The 23,017-nt window shown below is 58.2% G+C and carries 18 protein-coding genes; 9 read left to right on the top strand and 9 right to left on the bottom strand.

The window, feature by feature from the left end; genetic code table 11:
* Nucleotides 1-156 precede the first annotated feature (156 nt).
* From glf to C3B78_RS12970, 4 genes are read left to right on the top strand one after another with little or no spacing between them, the layout of a single operon-like run.
* Nucleotides 157-1,344, top strand: coding sequence for a UDP-galactopyranose mutase (gene glf, locus C3B78_RS12985; RefSeq protein ID WP_104998441.1), 1,188 nt, complete (start codon nucleotides 157-159; stop codon nucleotides 1,342-1,344).
* A complete protein-coding gene (locus tag C3B78_RS12980; protein WP_104998440.1) occupies nucleotides 1,341-3,365 on the top strand; it encodes a glycosyltransferase in 2,025 nt (674 codons plus the stop codon). The genes glf and C3B78_RS12980 overlap by 4 nt, the downstream gene beginning before the upstream one ends.
* On the top strand, nucleotides 3,362-4,243 hold the full coding sequence (locus C3B78_RS12975) for an ABC transporter permease (RefSeq protein WP_104998439.1): 882 nt from the start codon (nucleotides 3,362-3,364) through the stop codon (nucleotides 4,241-4,243). Before C3B78_RS12980 ends, C3B78_RS12975 begins: the two co-directional genes overlap by 4 nt.
* Nucleotides 4,244-4,969, top strand: a complete 726-nt coding sequence (locus C3B78_RS12970; protein ID WP_104998438.1) for an ABC transporter ATP-binding protein — start codon at nucleotides 4,244-4,246, stop codon at nucleotides 4,967-4,969.
* A gap of 513 nt (nucleotides 4,970-5,482) precedes the next feature.
* Here C3B78_RS12970 and C3B78_RS12965 read toward each other — a convergent pair.
* The 6 genes from C3B78_RS12965 to C3B78_RS12940 form a co-directional block, all read right to left on the bottom strand.
* Nucleotides 5,483-7,465: a DUF6541 family protein gene (locus C3B78_RS12965; RefSeq protein WP_104998437.1), complete on the bottom strand. Its 1,983-nt coding sequence runs from the start codon at nucleotides 7,463-7,465 to the stop codon at nucleotides 5,483-5,485.
* A 56-nt stretch (nucleotides 7,466-7,521) separates the two neighbouring features.
* Nucleotides 7,522-8,385 carry a glucose-1-phosphate thymidylyltransferase RfbA gene (gene rfbA / locus C3B78_RS12960; protein WP_104998436.1) on the bottom strand — a complete coding sequence of 288 codons (864 nt, stop codon included), beginning with the start codon at nucleotides 8,383-8,385 and terminating at the stop codon, nucleotides 7,522-7,524.
* Nucleotides 8,386-8,455: 70 nt separating this feature from the next.
* Nucleotides 8,456-9,343 carry a glycosyltransferase gene (locus C3B78_RS12955; protein ID WP_158677247.1) on the bottom strand — a complete coding sequence of 296 codons (888 nt, stop codon included), beginning with the start codon at nucleotides 9,341-9,343 and terminating at the stop codon, nucleotides 8,456-8,458.
* A 37-nt stretch (nucleotides 9,344-9,380) separates the two neighbouring features.
* The gene (locus C3B78_RS12950) at nucleotides 9,381-10,268 is read right to left on the bottom strand and encodes a glycosyltransferase (protein ID WP_104998434.1); all 888 of its coding nucleotides are present in this window, start codon (nucleotides 10,266-10,268) and stop codon (nucleotides 9,381-9,383) included.
* Nucleotides 10,269-10,282: 14 nt separating this feature from the next.
* Nucleotides 10,283-10,666, bottom strand: a complete 384-nt coding sequence (locus tag C3B78_RS12945; RefSeq protein ID WP_104998433.1) for a DUF2304 domain-containing protein — start codon at nucleotides 10,664-10,666, stop codon at nucleotides 10,283-10,285.
* Nucleotides 10,660-11,418, bottom strand: coding sequence for a glycosyltransferase family 2 protein (locus C3B78_RS12940; protein WP_199775250.1), 759 nt, complete (start codon nucleotides 11,416-11,418; stop codon nucleotides 10,660-10,662). Before C3B78_RS12940 ends, C3B78_RS12945 begins: the two co-directional genes overlap by 7 nt.
* Nucleotides 11,419-11,664: 246 nt before the next feature.
* Between C3B78_RS12940 and C3B78_RS12935 the strand changes: the two genes are divergently transcribed.
* From C3B78_RS12935 to C3B78_RS12920, 4 genes are read left to right on the top strand one after another with little or no spacing between them, the layout of a single operon-like run.
* Nucleotides 11,665-12,435 carry a glycosyltransferase gene (locus tag C3B78_RS12935; protein ID WP_104998432.1) on the top strand — a complete coding sequence of 257 codons (771 nt, stop codon included), beginning with the start codon at nucleotides 11,665-11,667 and terminating at the stop codon, nucleotides 12,433-12,435.
* 33 nt (nucleotides 12,436-12,468) lie between these two features.
* Nucleotides 12,469-13,467: a dTDP-glucose 4,6-dehydratase gene (rfbB, locus tag C3B78_RS12930; RefSeq protein WP_104998431.1), complete on the top strand. Its 999-nt coding sequence runs from the start codon at nucleotides 12,469-12,471 to the stop codon at nucleotides 13,465-13,467.
* A 3-nt stretch (nucleotides 13,468-13,470) separates the two neighbouring features.
* Nucleotides 13,471-14,895 carry a sugar nucleotide-binding protein gene (locus tag C3B78_RS12925; protein WP_104998430.1) on the top strand — a complete coding sequence of 475 codons (1,425 nt, stop codon included), beginning with the start codon at nucleotides 13,471-13,473 and terminating at the stop codon, nucleotides 14,893-14,895.
* 7 nt (nucleotides 14,896-14,902) lie between these two features.
* Entirely contained in the window at nucleotides 14,903-15,895 is a 993-nt protein-coding gene (locus C3B78_RS12920; RefSeq protein ID WP_104998429.1) for a glycosyltransferase, read from the top strand.
* 40 nt (nucleotides 15,896-15,935) lie between these two features.
* On the opposite strand, the gene C3B78_RS12915 is transcribed toward C3B78_RS12920, so the two are convergent.
* The 3 genes from C3B78_RS12915 to C3B78_RS19705 form a co-directional block, all read right to left on the bottom strand.
* Nucleotides 15,936-17,195: a lipopolysaccharide biosynthesis protein gene (locus C3B78_RS12915; protein WP_158677246.1), complete on the bottom strand. Its 1,260-nt coding sequence runs from the start codon at nucleotides 17,193-17,195 to the stop codon at nucleotides 15,936-15,938.
* A 193-nt stretch (nucleotides 17,196-17,388) separates the two neighbouring features.
* Nucleotides 17,389-19,413 carry a DUF7657 domain-containing protein gene (locus tag C3B78_RS12910; RefSeq protein WP_442778243.1) on the bottom strand — a complete coding sequence of 675 codons (2,025 nt, stop codon included), beginning with the start codon at nucleotides 19,411-19,413 and terminating at the stop codon, nucleotides 17,389-17,391.
* 72 nt (nucleotides 19,414-19,485) lie between these two features.
* Nucleotides 19,486-21,450, bottom strand: a complete 1,965-nt coding sequence (locus C3B78_RS19705) for a DUF7657 domain-containing protein (RefSeq protein WP_158677244.1) — start codon at nucleotides 21,448-21,450, stop codon at nucleotides 19,486-19,488.
* Nucleotides 21,451-21,706: 256 nt separating this feature from the next.
* Between C3B78_RS19705 and C3B78_RS12905 the strand changes: the two genes are divergently transcribed.
* Nucleotides 21,707-22,153 (top strand): GtrA family protein, encoded by a 447-nt coding sequence (locus tag C3B78_RS12905; RefSeq protein ID WP_234005387.1) that lies wholly within the window; start codon nucleotides 21,707-21,709, stop codon nucleotides 22,151-22,153.
* Nucleotides 22,154-23,017 lie beyond the last annotated feature (864 nt).

Genomic DNA, 23,017 nt, shown 5'->3' with positions numbered 1-23,017 from the left:
GCTAGGCGGGCGGCGCACATGTGAGCCCCTGCTGTAACTCCTATGTGGACAACTGGCTGGAGCATTCGATTCGACGGGGCCCGCTGTCCCTCGGGTAGGCTAGAGCAGCAGACAATGCGCACAATTGCGCTGCCCGCATTCAATCCAGGAGATTTTGTGACCGCTGACCTCGTCATCGTAGGGTCCGGCTTTTTTGGCCTGACAATCGCAGAACAGGCCGCTACTGAGCTGGGCTTGAAGGTCGTCGTCATCGACCGCCGCCACCACATCGGCGGCAACGCCTACAGCGAAAAAGAAGAGCAGACCGGCATTGAGGTGCACCGCTACGGTGCCCACCTCTTCCACACCTCCAACGAGCGGGTGTGGGAGTACGTCAACCGGTTCACAACCTTCACGAACTACGTCCACAAGGTCTATGGCGTGCACAAGGGCGAGGTCTACTCACTCCCCATCAACCTGGCGACCATAAACCAGTTCTTCCGTGCCAACCTGACACCCGGCCAGGCGAGGGAACTCATCCAGGAGCAAGCCGGCGAGCTTGCCGGGACCGATCCGCAGAACCTCAATGACAAGGGCATCCAGCTGATCGGCCGTCCCCTGTACGAGGCGTTCATCAAGCACTACACCGGCAAACAGTGGCAGACGGATCCCAAGGACCTGCCGGCCGGCATCATTTCGCGGCTGCCCGTGCGGTACAACTACGACAACCGGTACTTCAACGACAAGTACGAGGGCCTGCCCACGAACGGCTACACGGCGTGGATCGAAAAGATGGCCGAGCACCCGAACATCGAGGTCCGGCTCAACACCGATTTCTTCGATGAGTCGCATGAGTACAGCAAGAACAAGGTGGTCGGGACCATCCCGGTGATCTACACGGGCCCCGTGGACCGCTACTTCGACTTCGCCGAAGGTGACCTGTCCTGGCGCACCATCGACTTCGAGGAAGAAGTGCTGGACATGGAGGACTTCCAGGGCACCTCCGTTGTGAACTACAACGACGACGACGTCCCCTACACCCGGGTCATCGAGCCCCGCCACTTCCACCCCGAACGTGACTACCAGACGGAAAAGACCGTCATCATGCGCGAGTTCTCACGTTTCGCCGAGAAGGGTGATGAGCCGTACTACCCGGTCAACACGTCCGCTGACCGGGAACGGCTCCTGAAATACCGCGACCTGGCGGCGGCCGAGAAGGACGTACTCTTCGGCGGGCGCCTCGGCACGTACAAGTACCTGGACATGCACATGGCCATCGGTTCTGCGCTGAGCATGTTCGACAACAAGATCCGGCCGCACTTCGAAAGCGGCGTAAAGCTGGAAAGCGGAGGAGTGGACGCATGAGCATCTCAACCCAAAGCCCGAAGAAGAACACTCCGACGGCTTCATCGGATGACGCGCGCAGCGATTGGCAGACACTGCAGCGGGTGATTCTTCCGAGCGCCAGCCAGATGGACACTGTACCCCTCTACATGGATATGGGGACTGCTACCGGCATTCAACTGCCCACTGTGGGTGACCGGGATGGAAAGCCATCAAAGGCCAGGGCATTCAGCAGCCCGGCGAAGGAAGCCCATGTCGAAGACTTCCTTTCCCGGCATTCCACGTCAGTCCGCTCAGGCGAAAGAGTTTCTTTCGGCAGCTACTTCAATGCATTTCCGGCCAGCTACTGGCGGCGCTGGACCACGGTGGACAAGATCCGCCTGCAAGTCCGAACTCAAGGCGCTGGTTCGGTCATCGTGTATAAATCCAACGCCCGGGGGTCCCTGCAACGCGTGGACACGCGCCGTGTCGAAGGAATTGCAGATAACTACTTCGAGCTCTCGCTCGCGCCCTTCGGCGACGGCGGCTGGTACTGGTTCGACTTGGTAGCGGGCTCCGAGCCGCTCATCATGCTCGACGCCGAGTGGCAGGGGCCGGCGATAGAGAGCACACCGGGATCTGTCACCCTCCAGATCACCACTCTGAACAAGACCGACTTTTGCCTGAACAACCTCCGGCTTCTTGCCGAGAGCGAGGAAGCGCTCGAACACGTTCAAGAGATCCTCATCGTCGATCAGGGCACCCAGAAGCTGTCGGACGCGGAAGGCTTCGACGACGTTAAGAAGTCGCTGAACGGGAAACTGCGCATTATCAACCAGTCCAACCTCGGTGGGTCCGGCGGGTTCGCCCGGGGCATGTTCGAAGCCGTGGAAAACGGCAGTGACTACGTGCTGCTCATGGATGATGACGTCGTTGTCGAACCTGAAAGCATCATTCGGCTCTTGACTTTCGCTGACCGGTGCAAGACCCCAACGCTCGTCGGGGGTCACATGTTTGATCTGTACAACAGGACTGTCCTCCACACGTTCGGCGAGATCGTGAACCCCTACCGGTTCCAGCCGGCGCTTCCCAATGATGAAATGATCCTTGGGCACGACTTCATGTCATCCAATCTGCGTCAAACGTCCTGGCTGCACCGCCGCTGCGATGTTGACTACAACGGCTGGTGGATGTGCCTGATCCCCACGAAGGTCATCCGGGACATCGGACTTTCGCTGCCTCTGTTCATCAAATGGGACGACTCTGAATACGGCCTGCGCGCCAAGGCGCATGGTTATCCCACAGTGTCGCTGCCCGGTTCTGCCGTATGGCATGTTTCCTGGATCGACAAGGACGACCTCGTCGGATGGCAGGCATACTTCCACGCCCGGAACAGGGTGGTGGCGGCTCTCCTGCACAGCCCCTACGAGTTTGGTGGCCGCGTAATCAAGGAATCCCAGTACGCCGACGTGAAGCACCTGGTTTCCATGCAGTACGCAACAGCAGAGGGACGTCGATGGGCGCTGGAAGACGTACTTAAGGGACCGTCGGCTCTGCCGGACTTGCTTGCCACGAAGCTGCCCAAGATCCGCGAAATGATGGCGGGACACTCGGACTCCGTTTTCCGGCCCGATCCGGAAGACTTTCCCTCGCCGAAAATGGACAAACCGCCCCGCCGAGGCCATGGGCCCTCGCAGCCCTCAAAAATCACCCTGCTGCCATGGGCAGCGAAAACAGTTGTCCGGCAGTTGGCGAGCCCCGTCCAGGGCACGACCGCCGAGCGGCCCCAGGCAACGGTGGCCCACCAGGACAACCGCTGGTGGCGCATGGCCCAATATGATAGCGCCGTGGTCTCGAACGCCGAGGGAACGGGCGCATCCTGGTACCGGCGTGATCCAAAACAGCTCCGGAAAATGCTGGCGGATAGCGCTCGGCTTCATGCTGCCCTCCTCAAGGAGTGGCCCGCGCTCAGCAAGAAGTACAAGGCTGCCCTGCACGAACTCACCTCCATCGAGTCCTGGAGGAAGACGTTCGAGCAGCACACGCAGAACGAGATCAAGTGAGTGCTGTTTCGCCGAGTGAACTGACGACGCCAGGGCTCGGGAGCGGACTGCGTGACATTCGCCAATCCAGCTTCCTGCTCAAACTCTTGGTACGAAAAGAGCTGAAGGTCCGCTACCGCGGTTCCGTCCTGGGGTTGCTGTGGTCCTACGTCAAGCCCGGGGTGCAGTTCATAGTTTTCTATGTGGCCTTGGGCGTTTTCCTGGGGCTGGAACGGAGTCCCAGGAATCCCGAAGGGCTGGCGAACTATGCTGTCTATCTCTTCTCGGGCATTGTCCTCATAAACTTCTTTTCCGAAGCATTAGGAAATGCGGCTAGGTCGATTGTCAACAACGGGAACCTCATCAAGAAGATCTACCTGCCGCGCGAGCTGTTTCCGGTTGCCTCTGTTTGGGTTTCGGCGGTCCATTTCTTTCCTCAGCTGGTAGTTCTTGTAGTCGGCTGTATCTTCGCTGGCTGGCATCCCAATCCGGTACAGCTGCTTGCTGCGGTTGCAGGCTTCCTCATCGTGGGACTGCTCGCCACAGGGTTGGGCCTGCTGTTCGGAGCCGCGAACGTGTACTTCCGGGACTCAGAAAACCTTGTGGATATGCTGCTGATGGTGGCCACGTGGGCGTCACCCGTTATGTACGCATGGACCATGGTCGAAGAGAAGCTCGGCGCGACGGCGTACGCCGTCTACCAGGCAAACCCGATCACCATAGGCGTGGAATTGTTCCACTACGCTTTCTGGTTCCCCACCACTGATGGAACCGCAGCCATGCCGCCACACCTGTTCAGCCTGTGGCTGCCCTTGGGGATGGGCGTAGCCCTTGCGGTCCTGGTTCTGGGGCAATACACCTTTCGGCGGCTTGAGGGCCGCTTCGCGCAGGAGCTCTAAGTGGTCAACGCAATAGAAGTTTCAAATATCAGCAAGCAGTTCGTGCTACGGCACACCAGGTCCATCAAAGAAGCAGTTGTATGGCTGGCTAAAGGCCGCAAAGGCGATTTGTCGGAGAAGTTCCATGCCCTGAAGGACGTCACGATAGAGGTCAAGGCGGGCGAGACAGTGGCCCTTCTGGGCCTGAACGGGTCAGGGAAATCCACTCTCCTGAAACACATTTCCGGCGTTATGCTCCCCGATACAGGATCGGTCAGGACCAGGGGACGGGTGGCTGGCCTAATTGAAGTAGGTGCCGGCTTCCATCCCGATCTCTCCGGCCGGGACAACGTGTTCCTAAACGGAGCCATACTGGGGATGACTGAGCAGCAGGTTAAGGAGCGGTTCGATGACATCGTTGAGTTCTCCGAGATCGGGCAATTCATCGACACAGAGGTTAAGTTCTACTCCTCTGGCATGTACCTGCGGCTTGCCTTCTCCGTTGCCGTCCACACCGATCCTGAAGTGTTCCTGATCGACGAGATCCTTGCAGTCGGCGACGAGCCGTTCCAGCGGAAATGCATCGACAAGATCCAGGAACTGGCTCGCGACGGCAAGACGCTTGTCGTGGTCAGCCATGACCTCGATCTTGTGTCAAGGATTTGTGAGCGCGGCATCCTGTTGGAGCACGGCAACGTTAAGTTCGACGGGTCAATCCACGACGCCGTCGCAATGCTTCGGGCGTAGGCCGCCTGCGATCACCTCTGGGTCAGGTCCATTTGCATACCGGGTTTCCCCTCCTCCGCAGGTGCTGACCGGCAGGGGATATTGGTAGTTGCCATCCTTTCCTTAAGACTAGTCGGCCGTCGCCTGCCGGGATGACCGGGGTTATCCTTCAACGTGCCATTGAACGAGCCTGCCGGTGTCGCAGCCGATGCTGCCGCCCATCCTCCTTACTTTCTCTACTGCCACGTCATTTCCACGGAAATCGTCGCCCGCAGTCGGGCAGCTCATCATCGGGTCTGACGAGCTACAGGATTATCCGAGCCACGGGGTTATCGCTGCCTGGCGGAGTGTCAGCGCTGGTCGAAAAGTGAGCCACTTTGCGGGTGAAAAGCGGGCGACAGCGATATTGGCGTGTTTGAGCCGGTATCTGGAGCCTTTGAACGATATGACTTCTGCGGGTTGACGATCCGGGCGGCCGCAGTGGGGCCGACTCACGGGAGTGCCTCACCAGCCTGGCGAGTGATGGGCACCGCTTCACCCGCAGGCGGTAACCTCAAACAATTTCGCTTCGCCGCGCTGGGCGAGCAACGCAAAACCTGGCGTTGAGTCCGGAATCTGGAGCCCTTGGAAACCGTGGTTGCCTCCGTGAACTTCACGGGTTCCAAAATCGAGTACGTAACGCACATTGTTGGCACGTGCGGCAGGGCAGACGGCCGGGTCGCTCGCTGCTTCCCGAAGCTTGTCGTTCAAAAGTTCGGCAGCCTCTGTGTACGTGGTGAGTGTGTGTTTGGACGTTGTGTTGCGGTCGGCCATTGCAAAGGCCATCGCACCCCCTGTCCAAGGATTGACCGCGATCGTTGCTTCCGCCGGGACATAATGATCCAGATCTTTTATCAAAGCCATCTCGTCGGAACTGACCAGTGGGGACTCAGGCGAAGTTGAGTAATTCGCTTGTGCGGAACGAACCGGTGTAATCATCGGTGGCGCCTGAAGGAGTCCGAGCACAGCCAGGATGACAACAGGCCCGACACTGTACAGAACCATCGGCTTACCCAATTTGGAAGTCAGCGCCCCCCGGTCGGGAACCCTACGGATACGGTCCTGCAACGTCTCTATGGTCCAGGCAGCACCAATGGCGGCGAGGGCCACCGCGGCCACCGGCAGCAGGGCCGCTAACCGGTAGCTGTCGTTGTACCAAACCCCGGTCAGAAGGTCGCGGATCCGGCCAGCGGGCCCGGCAGAAACCATGACAAAGAGCGCTGCGATGATCAGGAAGGACGCGGAGATCCACATAGAAAGGGGACGCTTTAGGACGTAAACCAACCCGACGATAACCAGGATGCTGACGGCCCACGCCGGAGGACGCTGCATTGCTGAGTTGGTCAATACTTCGCCGACCGCTTGCCCTGGAGTCTGCACAGGCAGCCAGGTCGCGGCAGCTGCCGGTGGACGCACGTACTTCCAAAGGACAGCAACTACGGCCAGGACGATAAGCAGTCCGGCTCCTGCGAGAAATGATGCGGCCGCTGGCTTACCCGCCCGGCGTCGCCTGACTGCAAAGGCTGTAAATGCGGCGATAAGGACTGGAACGGACATGGCTGCCAATGACACCACACCATTCGGGTGGGCGATGGCAACTCCCAGCGCTAAAACAGGAGCCAGCGTGAATCTGGCTAGGGGGCCAACGTGCGCAAAGGTACTCATACCGAAAAACAGGCTCACGCAAGCCAGCGCCCCCGGGAGCATACTCACAGACAGGAAATTTGGGTAAAGGACTCCGAAATCCAGCAGCAGGATGGGAAAGGACCCGAATCCTGCGGCCAGAACACCTGCCGCACCGATGGCATAGGGGTTTGAGCCCACGATCGATCGAACCAGGAACATGCAGCCCAAGGTCCAAACGGTCGCTGCGACACAAAGGTTGAGGACGTTGACCGCGACGGGCAAGGGGAGCCCGGATACCTGGATAAGGAGCGATGCCAACCCATGCCAGGCAGCGGGATAAAAGTATGGTGGATTGTCGCCGTTAGTCATCCCCGTAATCGTCATCGATGAGGCGTTTCCAGTCTCCAGCACATACCGGATCGCATTCAGGTGGAAAACGTTGTCGAAGGTCTGGGAGATGTTTTCTGGACGGCCGAAGGCCGCACGCAATTGCAGAGCTATGGACGCTGCGCCGATAACAAAGCCCGCTCCTGCCAGGACCGGCATCTGTCTTGACGTTCCGGCGACCGCCCGCCATGGCAGGCGTGGTTGCCGTAGTTTGAAGATTTTCCTTGCGGCGAAAAGGACAGCGGCTATGGAAAATGATGCGACCAGTACTGGGAGGAGGGACCAGTTCACCCCCGCGTATGGTGCCACCATTGCGGAGACAGCCACAATGCTTACTGTCAAAAGTGGAGCAACAGCAACAAAAGCTGGGTTACGAAGCCCCAGGGCCAGGACGATGAGAGTTCCGGGCAGAAACAGCAGGGCTATACATACGGCAGCCATGGGAATGACGGAAAACCAACTCATTAGTACTCCACGGAAAGACAGCAGATAGGCGGTGGGTGCGGCTCACGCCGTGGGCCCTAGCCCTCCAAAAGTTCCAGGAGATAGCTGCCATAACCGCTCTTGACGAGGGGCTCGGCACGGTCCCGAAGTTCGTCATCGGTCAGAAAGCCCTGGCGCCAGGCGATTTCTTCGGGAGCACCGATTTTGAGTCCTTGGCGGTTCTCTACAGTGCGAATGAAGTTCGATGCGTCGCTGAGGTCGTTGAAGGTCCCGGTGTCCAGCCAAGCCGTACCGCGGGGCAGGATCTCTACCTGGAGCTTGCCCCGTTCAAGATATGTACGGTTGACGTCTGTGATCTCGAGCTCGCCGCGGGCAGAGGGTTCAAGGTTCTTTGCAATCTCAATGACATCGTTGTCGTAAAAGTACAGTCCGGGAACCGCGTAGTGACTCCGCGGCTTTTCGGGCTTCTCTTCCAGTGAAAGCGCTTTTCCGTCGTCGTCGAATTCCACAACTCCGTAGGCCTTGGGATCCTTTACCCAGTAGCCAAAGACTGCTCCGCCGTCGATCGTTGCGTGACGCCGCAGCTGGGTGCCCATACCCTGGCCATAGAAAATGTTGTCGCCGAGGACAAGGGCCACCGTGTCATCCCCTATGTGGTCGGCGCCCAGGATGAATGCCTGCGCCAGACCATCGGGGGAGGGCTGCTGGACGTAGGTCAGATTAATGCCGAACTGGGAGCCATCGCCCAGCAGTCGCTGAAACTGATCTGCGTCGTGAGGTGTCGTGATGATTAGGATGTCCCTGATGCCGGCAAGGATCAGTGTGGAGAGGGGGTAATAAATCATCGGCTTGTCGTAGACGGGAACGAGCTGCTTGCTGATACCAAGGGTGATTGGGTGAAGCCGCGATCCGGTTCCGCCAGCCAAAATTATTCCACGCATGGACTACATCCTCTCTTACTGCTCACTCGTCAGCAAAACCCGGTGCCGCAAGCGAGCAGCCTCCATCTGCTCAGACCCCTGGCTTCTTGCCGCTTCGCCCGAGAAGGCCGTCTCGGACGCCAGCCGAAGCTGCTAAGAGTCGCGATATCCGTCCGGGTGCGAATACTGTGACCCAAGCAAGATGTCGAACGTCTGCCCACAAACCAGTGGCGACCCAAACGGGGTGGCGCTTCGCATATTGCCGCGAGACCAGGATCCTGTTTCTGAATATGTAGTAGTAGCGCCAGGTTGCGGCTGTACGCACTCGGAGGGGGCCGGCAGGAAGGTTGACAGGCTTACCAAGCACTCGTGCGTCAACGAACGTTCCCAGAGAGTGATCGAACTCGGCATCGGCAAGGATGGTTGGCCAGCCAGCGTCGGTTGCACGAAGGTAGAACTCTGTGTCCACTAAGTCGATGAAAAGTGTTTCCTGAAAAGCCCCAACGTGCTCCAAGGCGTCCACGGTAATCATCAGCCCCGACTGGATGGGCTCCTTTCCCAGAACAACCCCGTTCCGCGTTCCTGCGGACATCACTGGATTACCGCGTATACGCGCCGGCCCTATGAGTCCAGGGATGAGTCCGCGCGAACGAGCGGCAGCTTCGCCCTCGAGGAGCGCTTGGACATAGCCTGGCGGTAGCGTGGAATCTTGGTCGACAGTGACGATATAGTCAATGCCCGGTGTTTGGCGTGCCCGTTCTACCCCTCTGTTGAGCGCTGCCCCAATGCCAGAATTTGTCGCCAACCGTTCAATCTCGGCGCCGGTCTCAGCAACCTGCCCAAAGATGTGGTCGTAACCTGGACCGCTTCCGTCGTCGACAACAATGACCCTTCCGGACTGGGCCACCAGGGCTTTGACGTTGCCTATGAGGCCTGGTGAGGGGTGGAAGGCCGTCACCACGCAGGCTACGCGGGACAACGACGCAGGATAAGTACGGTGCTCCGCGGACTGCACCTCACTTTCCGAAGGCATGATTTACCAATCCTTTGACCGTGTCGCTTCTCCTCCGACGGAGGGCATAGGGCATAAAGAGCAGGGCGTGAGCCCGGGACGTCAGGCGTAGCCTCGCCGCCCTGCCCGCCCTGCGCCAGCCTTTGGTGTCGCAGAGCCGGGCTGCCAGAGCGAAATAGTCGCGCTCGCCCGCAAACCGCGATCCGTCAAGAAGTTTCGCCCCGGAGGCGCTTCGGGTGTGCCGCCTGTACGCGAAACACACCTCAGGTTCGATGAGCAGCATCGCGCCATCCAGGACCATATCCATTACGAGTGCCAGGTCCTGGATGACGGGAAATCCGTCGCGGAAATCAAACCTGCTGATGCTGTCCCGCCTGAAAGCCAAGGAAGGCCAATACAGCCAGTCACCGTGAAGGAGGCTTGCGGCCAAGTCCTCGCCGTCAACGAGGCGAGCGCCTCGTCCTCGAGGCTTCACTAAGTACTGCTTCACTAAGTCAGTAAGGGGCCTGGTATGGCGTCCGGCTTCGTCGATAATCTGGACGCCCGGTTGTATGATCGCCGCCTCGGGGTGATTGGCCGCGGCTTTCTGTATGACCGTTACGAAGTTGGGGAGAAGGACATCGTCACAGCCCATAACGACGAGAATGTCTTGGGTTGACAGGGAGATGCATGTCCGGAAATTCGCCGTGATGCCCTCGTTCGTTTCCTTCCGCACATAGCTGATACGTTCGTCCCCCAGAGACTCAACGTACTGTCGCACTTCAGGATTTGGATAAGCATCGTCTACCACTGTTAGCAACCAGTCGTCGTTATCCTGGGCTAATACGCTGTCGACGGCCTGCTTCATATAATTCGGGTCACCCCAGTAGGGGATGAAAATATCCAGTGCCATTCGGTGACGCGTCTCTACTGTGCGCCGGGAGAATTGGTGTGAGTGCCTTCTTGCTTCTCGGGTGCCGGCAGCGCTTCGATCAACGCACGAAGGATCGCCACCTCCTCAGCGAGCGTTCTGGTCTCGTCTTCTACAACAGAAATCTCCCATGACAAGTGGAGGCAGACCCCCAGGAGCAAGAGAATACTGATGATGAACAAGAGATTGGAGGGGAGTTGCACGCCGGAGAACTCGGTTACGATCGTCAGGAGCCGGGGGAAGGCAGCCAGGACCAAAGTGCCTATGCCGACGAAGAGCCAGAGCGCTGCATACTTCTCACGGAGTTTCTTCCGTCGAAGCATTTCGAACACAACGCCCACTATGGCAAGGGCAAGAAAAAAAGCAGCGACATTCAGCATGTTGCCGGCTCCTGACTGGTTTGGTCTGATGTCTGGAGCAGTGAGCGCTTGCGTGTCAGCGCAAAGAGCAAAGCAAACACCGAACGTCCTAGATAGATGGCTGCCTTCACGGGGTCATGGCTTGGCGTTCCGCCCTGGCGGGGTCGCATTGCCACCGGTATCTGAGTTACCTTGCAACCAGACCGGACGGCGACGACCAACGAGTCGATAGTGTCGCCCAAGTACTCGGCAGGATAGTGGTCAAGGTATTGGCTGATCGCGCGCTCGTTGGCCGCCCTGAAACCTGATGTCACGTCCGTAAGCCGCGTTTTTGCCAGCCCCGAGATCACTCGCGCAAGAAACTGCATTGCCCACTTGCGGGGCCCTTTCACTTCGTAATCACCCCGGTCAGCAAAGCGAGCTCCGATGGATATGTCGGCGTAGTCAAGGCCGGACAGGACCTCCTCAATGTTCCGAGGGTCGTGTTGCCCGTCTGCGTCGACTTGGATAACTCGCCGGTACCCCCTGCGCTGTGCGTACTTGAATCCCGCGCGCATAGCCCCACCTACACCAAGGTTGAAGGGGAGGTTCAGCACTGTTGCACCTGCGGCTGCCGCTAGGATGGCGGTGTCGTCACTTGAGCCATCGTTTACGACCAAAACGTCGTACGGCATCCCCACGGACAGGACTTCACGGACGGTATTTCCTACAGATTCAGCCTCATTCCAAGCAGGCATGATGACTAGGACCCGCGCAGAGGTATCAGTTTTCATAGGGCTCCAATATATCAATGGGCTGGGGCCACATAGGCCATTGGGCGCGTGGAGTCGGTTGGAGGCCTGATCCGTGCAGTAACGGGGTCACTTCACGGCAGGTGGTCTGAGCTGGCGGCGACGGGATCAGAGGCGAAGGCAAACCGCCCGACACGGAGGCAGCGTCCTTCGTCCGACATCGACATCGTAGGATGATGCACGGTTCGTCACGCAGACTCAATCATCACCTCAAATGGAGCCAAGAATATGAACGATGCAACACCCGGGCGCCCTCTGCAAATCCGGGCCAGTGTCTGCATGGCAACCTACCGCGGAAGCCAATATGTTGAGGAGCAGTTGGCGTCCATTCTCCGTGAGCTGGGGCCCGACGACGAACTGATCGTTGTTGACGATGCGTCACCTGACGAAACTGCCGCCATTGTGGGACGGGTGAAGGACGCGCGGGTTCGACTCGTAGTGGCACCGCATAATCGGGGTTACGTCCGCACTTTCGAGGAAGCCATTAAGCTCAGCCGTGGTCAGTTCATCTTTCTGTCAGACCAAGATGACGTCTGGATAGAGGGCCGCCTGGCGGTGATGATGGGGGCCTTGGAGTCCGCACAAGTAGTTGCCAGCAATTTCGAAATTTTGGGCGGCGGCCCCCGCCCCTGGATTCCCAAGCTGCGTTCATCGGATTCGGGAAGGAACCTGGCCAACCTTTGGGGAATTCTGATCGGCTACAGGGCTTATTACGGCTGCGCTATGGGATTTAGACGGGATGCCATGGGGCTGGTGGTGCCGATCCCATCCTTTGTTCGAGAGTCGCATGACCTCTGGTTGGCCATTTGCGGCAATATGGCGCGCTCTGTTGCCCACCTGGACGGGGCGACTGTCTTCCGGAGGCTCCATGGCGAGAACCAGACACCGGCAGGGTGGAGGTCCCTGCGGAAGATCGCCGCTGCACGCATCATGCTTTTGAGGCTTATGTTTGAAGCGTTCCGGAGGAGTCGCAGGGCTGTCAGTAGTGACGCGGGTTAGAGGCCGCCAAAGAAGGTTAGGTAAGCTGGCATAATGCAAAATTTCCTTGTCACCGGCGGGGCCGGGTTCATCGGTTCCAACTTTGTCCACTACGTTCTTGAGAACACGGATGACAAAGTCACTGTTCTGGACAAGCTGACTTATGCCGGCAACCTGGAGTCCCTGCAGGGCCTGCCGCAGGACCGCTTCAAGTTTGTCCAGGGTGACATAGCCGACGCCGGCCTGGTGGACGGCCTCGTGGCCGACGCCGACGTGGTGGTCCACTACGCTGCCGAGTCACACAATGACAACTCCTTGCACGACCCCCGCCCGTTCCTGGACACGAACATCATCGGCACGTACACGCTGATCGAGGCGGCCCGGAAGCACAACAAGCGCTTCCACCACATCTCCACCGACGAGGTCTACGGCGACCTGGAACTCGATGACCCGGAACGATTCACCGAGCAGACCCCGTACAACCCCTCCAGCCCTTACTCCTCCACGAAAGCCGGCTCGGACCTGCTGGTCCGCGCCTGGGTGCGTTCCTTTGGGCTGCAGGCCACCATCAGCAACTGCTCGAACAACTATGGCCCGTACCAGCATGTGGAGAAGTTCATCCCGCGACAGATCACCAACGTGCTCGATGGGATCCGGCCCAAGCTCTACGGCAAGGGCGAGAACGTCCGTGACTGGATCCATGCCAATGACCACTCCTCGGCCGTGCTGGCCATCATCGCCAAGGGTAAGATCGGTGAAACTTACCTGATCGGCGCCGACGGCGAGAAGAACAACAAGGACGTTGTCGAACTCATTCTCAAGCACATGGGACAGTCCCCGGACGCCTACGACCACGTCGTGGACCGGCCGGGCCACGACCTCCGCTATGCCATCGATTCCTCCAAACTCCGTAACGAGCTCGGCTGGGAACCGCAGTTCCCCAACTTCGACGAAGGCATCGAGGACACCATCGCGTGGTACCGGGACAACGAAAATTGGTGGCGCCCGCAAAAGGCCGCCACGGAAGCCAAGTACAAGGAACAGGGCCAATAGACGATGTCCATCGAGTTCTCCAAGAAGTTGGCGGCGCACGAAACGGCCATCCCCGGCGTCGTCGTCTACGACCTCCCGGTTCACGGTGATAACCGCGGCTGGTTCAAGGAAAATTGGCAGCGGGAAAAGATGGTGGCCCTTGGACTGCCGGATTTCCGACCTGTCCAAAACAACATCTCCTTCAATGAGAAGGCAGGAACCACGCGCGGAATCCATGCGGAGCCTTGGGATAAGTTCGTTTCGGTTGCAACGGGACGAATTTTTGGCGCATGGGTTGATCTTCGCGAGGGGCCAACGTTCGGTGCGGTGTTCACCACCGAACTGGATCCCAGCCAGGCAATCTTTATTCCCCGGGGTGTTGGCAACGCATTCCAGACGCTGGAAGACAACACCGCGTACACGTACCTGGTAAATGACCATTGGTCTGCCGATGCGCAGAGCCAATACACGTTCCTGAACCTTGCTGATGAGTCGGCCGCAGTCCGGTGGCCCATCCCTTTGGAGCGCGCCGAACTTTCCGACAAGGACCGGGCCCACCCCCGGCTGGCGGATGTGGTGCCCATGCCACCGAGGAAGATCCTCGTGGTGGGTGCGGACGGCCAGCTTGGCAAGGCGCTGCGAGCAGAGTACGACGGCGAGGCATCCGTCGAATTCGTCGGCCGCGGCGAGTTCGACATCACCAGGCGGGAGGCCTTCGCGGCCTACAACTGGAAGAATTACTCGGCGATCATCAACGCTGCTGCCTACACCGCTGTCGATGCAGCAGAAACCCGGGAAGGACGCGCCGCCGCCTGGGCCAACAACGTGAAGGCCGTGTCGTTCCTGGCGAGGACCGCCGTCGAGCACGACCTGACACTGGTGCACATTTCATCAGACTACGTCTTTGACGGAGCCCGTCACACCCATGACGAGTCTGAGGGGTTCTCTCCGCTGGGAGTTTACGGCCAGACAAAGGCAGCGGGAGACGCCGTCGTCAGCGTTGTTCCCAAGCATTACATTGTCAGGACCAGTTGGGTTATCGGCGACGGCAACAATTTTGTCCGCACCATGGGTTCCCTCGCAGTTCGGGGCATCAAGCCGTCGGTGGTGAACGACCAGATTGGCAGGCTGAGCTTCACCGCGGACATCGCAGCAGGTATCCGGCACCTGCTGGAATCCGGAGTGGACTACGGCACATACAACCTCAGCAACGACGGCGACGCCCAGTCTTGGGCGGACATCGCCGGAGACGTCTACGAACTCGTGGGGGAGCCGCGGTCCGCTGTCACCGGCGTCAGCACTGAGGAATACTTCAAAGGCAAGGACGTTGCACCCCGGCCGCCGCACAGCATCCTGGACCTGACGAAGATTAAACAGTCGGGATTTGCGCCCAGACCCGCCCGGGAGGCACTGGAAGAGTACCTTGGCCAGCGTGTGATGGCGGAATAACCGGTCCATGTCTTACGACAAGAGTTCATTCGGCATCATCGCCCTTGCTGCCTACAAGCCGGACTGGACACTGTTTGCGGCTCAGCTGCGATCCATCCAAAACCAAACACACGCTAACTTTGAATGTCTGATCTCTGCAGACGGCGGGTTCCATGAGATCCGCGACTTCGTTTCGAGGGAACTGGGTGGGGACGAGCGGTTCCGCGTGGTTGGCTTTGATGACCGGCTGGGTTTCTACGGAAACTTCGAAAGGGCAGTCCAACAAGTTCCGGAACGGGCCGCATGGGTGGCGCTGTCTGATCAGGACGATTCCTGGTATCCCTCGAAGCTGGAGCTGATGATCCCGTACCTTGCGGGTGCCAGCTTGGTCGCGGGGCAAGCACGCGTGGTTCGTCTTCCCGATAACGAGGTGGTTTCATCCTCCACCCGCCGGAAAAACGTCGCGTTGGATGCATTGCTGGCCCAGAATCAGGTAACTGGCAGTCTCTGCCTATTCCGTCGGGAGCTGCTGGACCTGGCTCTGCCCTTCCCTCGCCTGAACACAATCTCGCAGGTGCATGACCATTGGCTGGCTGTGTGCGCCAAGTCCACGGGGGGAGTGAGGGTGCTTGAGAATGTCGTGCAGGACTATGTGCAACACGGAGGAAACGTCTTAGGGGAAGTCGGTGGACGGAAAAGCCTCTTTGGATCGTTCAAGCACCTGCGGCAGCTTGCCGGGAAGTATCAGGGAAGCTTAGGTCCGCTCGCTATGCTGAAGACGGCACACGAGCTAAGTTTCGGTTGGCGGAAGGTAATGGCAGATGCCCTTCGGACCCGCGTTGAGGTGGCTGCTCCCGGATTCGATGAAGGCATAGCACCGTTCGAGAGCGGACATACCTGGACAGCAACCATCAGGGCGCTGGTGTTGGCACTGAGGCGCGGAGACGTTGCCTTGTCATGTTTCTTGGAGTTCGTAGCCGGGGCGCCGTTTGAAATGTTCCTCAAGGGCCGCAGGAGGTAGCTCATTGAAGGGCCAGTTCCCTCGGCCCGGAAACCAACGCTCAGTCTGCGAGCGGCGCCGCTCCTTTCTCATGCGCAAGGTGCTTGAGGCTGCTGTGCACAACCGCGAGTTGATAGCCGGCCACGACTAGTTCAGCGATGCCGACGGCCCAAGCAACGCCGGGAGCTTGGAAAAGGGAACCAAGAACGAACATCAAGGGAATGTTAAAAGCTGCCCCGATGGCTGTGGACCTGGCCAAAGCGGCACCCTTCCCCAGCGGGATGAGACAGGCGAGGCCAACGACTTGGGCGACCAACACCCCGCCAAGAATAAGCCCGAAGGGGATGCTGAGAGAATAATCGATACTGATGGCGCCGCCTGAAAAAAGCGCGCTGGCCCAGGGCGTAAGGACGGCAAGGAAAATCCCGGCGAGCAGTCCAACGGCGGGTGTAAGCCTTGCCACTTTCCGTATGCGAACGGCGCTGTGACTTGGCCCGGCTTCCGGAATCCACCCTTGGATGACTTGGAGGATGGGGCCGAATCCTGCGACCGCAAAACGGAAGAGTTTATCGGCCAACGCATATTGGGGAAGTGCAGCCGTAACGATCTGGTTGACAACAAGCATGGGCAGATTGCTGTTCAGGCTGCCCGTTCCGGCAGCAATGACGCCATGTTTCTGATCCCTGAGACGCTTCATGGCGGGGAAGAAACGGAAGTCGGCCTTCGGCGGTTGCGCGGCTCCTGTCAATGCCCCGATCCCGCCCAAGACGACCGCCACTAGGTTGAAAACCAGCAAGGACAGGACAAAGACGAGGGGCTGGGGAAAGAACTGGATCATTACGACGCCTATCACAAGTCCCATACCCTGAGGGAGGACGTCCAGGAGGAACAGTTTCCACGGTTTCGCCTGGCCGATGAAGAACCATGAGGCACCCGCGAATGGAAGTACATAGCCTACAGACGCCAGCGCGGCGACTAGAGGTTCAACTTTCGCCAGCAGCAGCACCGTAACAAACATTAGGGGTGCAGCAAGGAAGAAGAGGTACGTCCGGCTGACCAAGGAGTCGAGGAACATCTGGGCACGTTCGTGCGGTGGAAGTGAGGCAACCAATGCAGCCCCCACGGTGCCCCAGCCGAATGCGACTACAATCCCGAAGATTGCAGCTGTTGCCTGTGCCAAGGCCAGCTCGCCCCAAGTCTCTTTACCCAGGGTCGAAATGACAAACGGGATGGCGAGTAGGTTGATTCCGGTTGAGAAGACCAAGGATGTTGCGAAGCCGCCAAAACGTCGCACCAAAGCAGGAACGGCTTTGGAAGCCAAATTCAGTTCTCCGATCTAGAAATCGATTGCTTGTGGGAGAGCGATGCGAGGACCTGCATTCTATCCTTCGTGGTTGAGTCCGCGTGTCCTAGCTGATTGCAGCCTGTTCGCTGTGGAAACGAGAGCAACTCTTTCTCTCTTTTATGGTGGCCTGCCTTGCACTTGGTACCAGTGCACGGCAGGCCAGAGCGTTCTACCGGAACTTGTAGACAAAGAATTCCCTGCCGGCCCATGCGAGTGTGCGCTCGGGCACCAAGCATGGGGCATCGAGGCTTCGCGATGACGATATTCCCTGAAGACTTGGCCAGCGATCCTTGAGCACACATGGGTCCACGCGCACCATCGTTACATCAGCCGTATACGAAAGTGTTCCGATGTCCAGTGGCTGCCCTACCGTCCATTCAAAAAAGATGAATCCGCCGCCGCGGTTCCATGCATTCGTGTACTTGGCTTCCGGATCCAGGTTCTTCCACGCCTCGGAGTTAGGTCCTGAGCGCTGCAAACCGCTGAGGGCTGGCACTCCGTTTGCAGTCATGACGGTGTCGAAAGGGCTGAAGTCTGATGCCCAGACACCGTTCGATGCGGCGGCTTTCCGGCCTTCATTCCGCAAGTACGTGGCCGTTTCCGAATCCCTGAGGTCACCGAGACCAAATATCAGCGGATTGGCACCAATAATAGGAACCACTGCTACCGCCGATGTAAGAACTATCGGCCATACTTTGGACGCATATTTTGTGGTGACGAATACGCACACCCCGACAGTGAAGGCAGCGGCGAAAATCAACGGACGGGTCATGAAGGGCAGATAAGACTGTTGGAGCAAGGACGCCGCGTACGCCGTCACCAAAGCGCAGCAGGCTGCTGCGACAGTTGGCGCCCTCCAGCCTACTTTCTTGGGCAACCGATCCAAGAGAAGGCAGACCAATACTGAGGCCAAGATGCCACAGACTTGGGCCGCCCTGATGGGTTGGACATAGTTCAGGAGCGGGATCGAGGATCCCCGTTCGCCGAAGTTGACGGTGCACCACGTGAGCCATAGAACAGCGAAAGTGCCCACAGTGAGGATGACCACGTTGTCACGAGGTGAGCCCAGATTCCTGATGAACACGATAAGTAGGGCAGCCCATACAAACGTTATGGTGAAAGCGGTGGAAAGTTCACTCTCGTTTATACCCACCGGCGTCATGTCTTGCATCGGACCCAAAGCTGGTGCGCCGAAGAGCATCGCCAATGGTTGTGCGGCTCCCGAGGATCTCCGCGACCCTGGGTAGACGGTGTCCAACAGAGCTGAGATCCCCGCCCGGTTCTCCCATAAGGTTCCCAGCCCGAAGACCAAGGCTACGAGCCCCGCGGAGCCCACCGACAATAGCTTCGGTCTCCAGCGCCCTCGGAAGGCTATGATCCAGCCCACAGTCGCCGTTAGGATGGGCAAGCCGAGGACCAGAGACCAAGGGATGTAAAAACTTGGGAGTCCTGCTATCAAGATGCCAGCCACCAGGCATTGCAGGGCAGGCACAGCGCGTTGACCCTCAGCGAATCTCTTGTGGGCGGACAAGATCAGGCTCGAGCCGGCAATTGTGTAAGCAATCAGCTGGATCGGCATCATGGTCCACCAGGAAGCGGCCGGTGATAATGCAATAAGGAAGGCTGCCATCCAGCCCCATCGACGCGCAGAACCGACCTGTGAAAACCATTTCGGCAGAAACAGGAAGAGAAGGAGCGCGGGAAGCCACCAGTGTGCTGCAAAAACCATCGTGTCGGGCAAGAAGGTGGCGGTGCGCAGTAGAGTCGAGTCGAAGTACACAAAAGTCTCGAAAAACCCACCGGAAGGGTAGCGGTGGGCAAGGCCCGCGGGCGCAGCCAGGACACTCGTCGTTGGCGCTCCTCCCGTAGCCATGATCGACAGGACTATGGCCGAGAAGGCGTTGTACTCGTCAGATCGGATAGGGGAAGAAGCTCCTATCTGCAGGCCGAGCGGGTGGGCAGGATCCTGACGAAGGGTTGGGATTCCAATGGAGGACGTAGTAGCCCCCAGGAGTACAACGATCACGTAGAGGATAACGACCGCTATGCGTAGTGCGTTATCGTTCCGGCCCGCATAAGCGAGAAGCGTTGCTGTCCTTCGGGTTGCCTCGGGTGGGGGTGCTTCTACTGAAATCAAGCTTGCTTCCTTGGGTCGGGCTGGCAACGCGCTGGCAGGTTGTGGGCTAGCTTTCATGGCGCCAGCACGGCCGCCATTCTAGAAGGGCTGCCGGAACTGCAGCAAATGTAAGGGGTTGCTGCCACCGACCTAGCGGAATTTGTATACGAAGAATTCCTTGCCGGACCATGTCAACGTCCGCTCGGGAATAAGGCATCCTGCATCGAGACTTTGCGAGGAAGATATTGCGTGAAGGCTTGGCCAGCGGAGTTTCAGGTCACAAGGGTCGATGCGAACAACAGTGGTATCAGGCACAGGAGCTTCAAAGGTCAAAGGTTCCCCTGCTGTCCACTGGAAATGGATAAATCCGCCTCCACGGTTCCACTCATTTGCGTGGCCGGTGCCAGGATCCAACTTCTTCCATTGGTCGGTGTCGGGGCCTGAACGCTGCAGTCCACTCAGCGAGGGGACCCCGTTAGCCAGCATTACGGTGTCGAACGCGCCGAAGTCCGAGGCCCACACACCATTGGTTTCAGCTGCCCGTTTGCCCTCGACTGAAAGATACTTGGCAGTTTCTGAACTCCTCAAATCACCAAGTCCGAAAAGCAAGGGATTGGCGCTAAATACCGGAATTGCGGCCAGTCCAGCTATCAGTACTATGGGCCACACCCTGGAAGCAAATTTAGTGGCGCAGAAAACGCATAAGCCGACGGCAAAGGCCGCGGCGGCAATCGACGACCTTGCCATCTCGGGGAGGTAGGACAACTGAAGCGAAGAGACGGCATATGCCGTGACAAGGGTGCAGGTTCCAGCAGCTATCAGGGGAAGCTTCCAAGCTACTTTGCGTGATGGCAACCGAGCCAACAGAAGACATACAAGTATGGAACCTAAGATGCCGCATACTTGGGCGGCTCGCGCAGGCTGTACATAATTCAGAAGCGGTATGGAAGAACCTCTTTCACCGAAATTTACGGTGCACCAGAGGAGCCAAAGAAGGCCAAAACACCCAATGACGATAATAGCGACGTTTTCACGAAGCTGTCCGACCCAATTTAGATTCAATACCAATAACAGCGCCCATACAAAAGTTATGGTGAAGGCCGTAGATAGCTCGCTCTGATTAATGCCAACGGGAAGCATGTCTTGCATCGGAGCCAAACCAGGCGCCCCGAACAGCAAGGCAAGAGACTGGGCTGTTCCTGTCGACCTCCTGGAGCCTGGGTAGACCGTCTGCAGCAAGGCGTTGATGCCCTGGCGGTTCTCCCACAGCATCCCGGCTGCAAAAAGCATCGCGGTAAAGCCTGCGCAGCCCAAAGCCAGCAGCTTCGGCTTCCACTGTCCCTGGTGAGCAAGAATCCAAGCGACTGACGCGACCAGGATGGGCAGGCCTAGAACGAGCGACCAAGGGATGTAGAAGCTCGGCAGTCCTGCGATCAATATTCCAGCTGCGAGAGATTGCATGACAGGTACAACTCGTTGATTTGCTGTGAATCTCCGATACGCAGACAGAACGAGGCTGGATCCAGCAATCGTGTAGGCGATCAACTGGATCGGCATCATGGTCCACCACGAGGCGGCCGGCGATAGCGCTATCAGGAAAGCTGCCATCCATCCCCAGCGACGGCTGGAGCCGACTTGCTCAAACCATGTTGGCAGGAAAAGGAACAGAAGTAACGCCGGCAGCCACCAGTGGGCCGCAAAAACCATTGCGTCTGGCAAAAAAGAGGCGGTATAAAGCAAAGACGAATCGAAAAATACAAACGTCTCGAAAAATCCACCCGAAGAATAGCGGTGAGTTAAGTCTGCTGGAGCCGCCAAGACGCTTGTCGTCGGTGCAGCCCCTGTCGCCATAATAGAAAGCACAATGGGCGAAAAGGCGTTGTACTCATCTGACCGAATTGGAGACGCATCACCTAGTTGAAGCCCCAATGGCTCAGCTGGATTCTCCCTGAGCGTCGGCATCCCGATAGATGAAGTGGTAGCGCCCAAAACTACAACAGTGATATAGAGAATTATGACCGCGATTCGAAGCGGGTTGTCCTTCTTCCCTAATTGGGAAAAGAACGACTTTCTTCGAACGGCAAGCTCTGGTACTGGTAACGCTGTGGCTGTCAAAGGTTGGTCCTAGGGAGTCGAGACTGGGCGTCAGTGGCTCACGCTGTCGCGATGTAGCCACGAGAAGCGGCCTAGCCTTCCGACAACCCTAGTATGCTAGCCTATAGCGAAGCCATAGTGGCGCGAACGGCCCACCAGTTGATCGGTCCCCGAAGTAGCAGAGCATTTGCCGGGGGCCGCCGACCTTTGACTGTGATGGTTCCTTACGCCCAACGTGTGCCAAACCGGCGCCGTCCAACTTGAAATAAGAGGATAAGTGCTGAAACGGCATTCCAAGATTGTGCTCGATAACGAGATCGCGCGATTCATTATGGTCGGCGGAGTTTCGTTCGCCATCGACCTCGGACTGCTTATGCTTCTGCACGAGGCATTTTCCGTTGATCTTGTATTCGCGACTCCTATTGCCTTCCTCGTTAGCCTTGGCTTTAATTATGCCCTGCAGCGGATCTTTACTTTCCGTGCCGATAACGGCAAGAGCGTCAGTTTCATCAAATATTGCCTTCTTGTCGTGTTCAATACGTTAGCAATTGATGTCATAGTCAACGTTTTCGACTGGCTCGGTGCGGGCTACCAGGTAGGCAAGGTTGTTTCTACGATAATGACGACGGCGTGGAACTTTTTGTTATACAAGCATTGGATATTCAAACCTAACGCATCAGACTGCGAGCAGGATGATGAAGGAGTCGTAGCCCCGCTGCAGTAATCCAATGCCCTGACATTCTCGCTGTACGGCCGTCCGCTATCCCCGGAATCTGGCCGGAGTCCACGTCCATAATGGCGATAATCCACGGTCCGTAGCGCGTCCAAACGTTAGTGGTGGGTCGCGGAAGAACAGCACGGACCGGGAGCCTTGTTCATCGAGCCGGGCATCCGCGGTGCCATGGCAGCGAGATCGGGCAGCGTCAGGCCGCGGAATCCAGAGCCTGAGGCGGCGGGTGGTCCGTGCCCGGTGAGGGACTTGGGCTGTTTCCTCGGTGAAGGTCTTGCGCGGGCAGGGGCACCCATCGCACAAGAATTTCCGCTTGGCCAGATCAAGGCTCGTAGATCCTGACTTGATAAAAGATCAAAGCATGGTGGACCGGCCAGGCAGTGCAGGCAACTACGGACAAGCTTATTGCCAAGCTGGCTCAATGGGGTCTGGATGTGCCCTCGGGATCACGTGTCGCTGCATTCTCAAGCCGCCGTGACGTGCTGGCCACGATGTGAATCTCAGGCTATCCATTCCACCCCGGGTCCGCTGTCGTGAAACCAGAAAATGCTTATCTGTGGGGCTTTTTCTTTTCACCGGCGCAGTGAGATTGGTCATGGCCAGCTGCTAATTGGAACCGTGAGCGCCCTGGTTGAAAGTTGTTCGCCGTGACGGCCTGCCACAACCCGAATTTGGAGAGTTCCTGGCCGCAGTAGGGGCGATAAGTCACTTGGAAATCGCAATGCCTCTGGCGGATTCGGCTGAACCCTGGTTCAGCAGTACTGCGACAGTTTGACTACTTGGGTGGGGTCCAATCTGTGGAGTAATAAGCGCAGCACCTCCCAACGAAAGTCCGTTCCGTTGGGAGGTGCTGGCCGT

The sequence above is a fragment of the Arthrobacter sp. PGP41 genome (assembly GCF_002953935.1).
Classification (GTDB): domain Bacteria; phylum Actinomycetota; class Actinomycetes; order Actinomycetales; family Micrococcaceae; genus Arthrobacter.
This window is presented reverse-complemented; position numbering and strand designations above follow the sequence as displayed.

What these genes read in the sequence shown, in the direction of transcription:
- C3B78_RS12935 (WP_104998432.1), top strand. Translation starts at nt 11,665, where the DNA reads ATGAACGATGCAACACCCGGGCGCCCTCTGCAAATCCGGGCCAGTGTC.
- C3B78_RS12940 (WP_199775250.1), bottom strand. Translation starts at nt 11,418, where the DNA reads ATGAAAACTGATACCTCTGCGCGGGTCCTAGTCATCATGCCTGCTTGG.
- C3B78_RS12965 (WP_104998437.1), bottom strand. Translation starts at nt 7,465, where the DNA reads ATGAGTTGGTTTTCCGTCATTCCCATGGCTGCCGTATGTATAGCCCTG.
- C3B78_RS12945 (WP_104998433.1), bottom strand. Translation starts at nt 10,666, where the DNA reads ATGCTGAATGTCGCTGCTTTTTTTCTTGCCCTTGCCATAGTGGGCGTT.
- rfbA (WP_104998436.1), bottom strand. Translation starts at nt 8,385, where the DNA reads ATGCGTGGAATAATTTTGGCTGGCGGAACCGGATCGCGGCTTCACCCA.
- C3B78_RS12920 (WP_104998429.1), top strand. Translation starts at nt 14,903, where the DNA reads ATGTCTTACGACAAGAGTTCATTCGGCATCATCGCCCTTGCTGCCTAC.
- C3B78_RS12910 (WP_442778243.1), bottom strand. Translation starts at nt 19,413, where the DNA reads ATGAAAGCTAGCCCACAACCTGCCAGCGCGTTGCCAGCCCGACCCAAG.
- C3B78_RS12950 (WP_104998434.1), bottom strand. Translation starts at nt 10,268, where the DNA reads ATGGCACTGGATATTTTCATCCCCTACTGGGGTGACCCGAATTATATG.
- rfbB (WP_104998431.1), top strand. Translation starts at nt 12,469, where the DNA reads ATGCAAAATTTCCTTGTCACCGGCGGGGCCGGGTTCATCGGTTCCAAC.
- C3B78_RS12925 (WP_104998430.1), top strand. Translation starts at nt 13,471, where the DNA reads ATGTCCATCGAGTTCTCCAAGAAGTTGGCGGCGCACGAAACGGCCATC.
- C3B78_RS12980 (WP_104998440.1), top strand. Translation starts at nt 1,341, where the DNA reads ATGAGCATCTCAACCCAAAGCCCGAAGAAGAACACTCCGACGGCTTCA.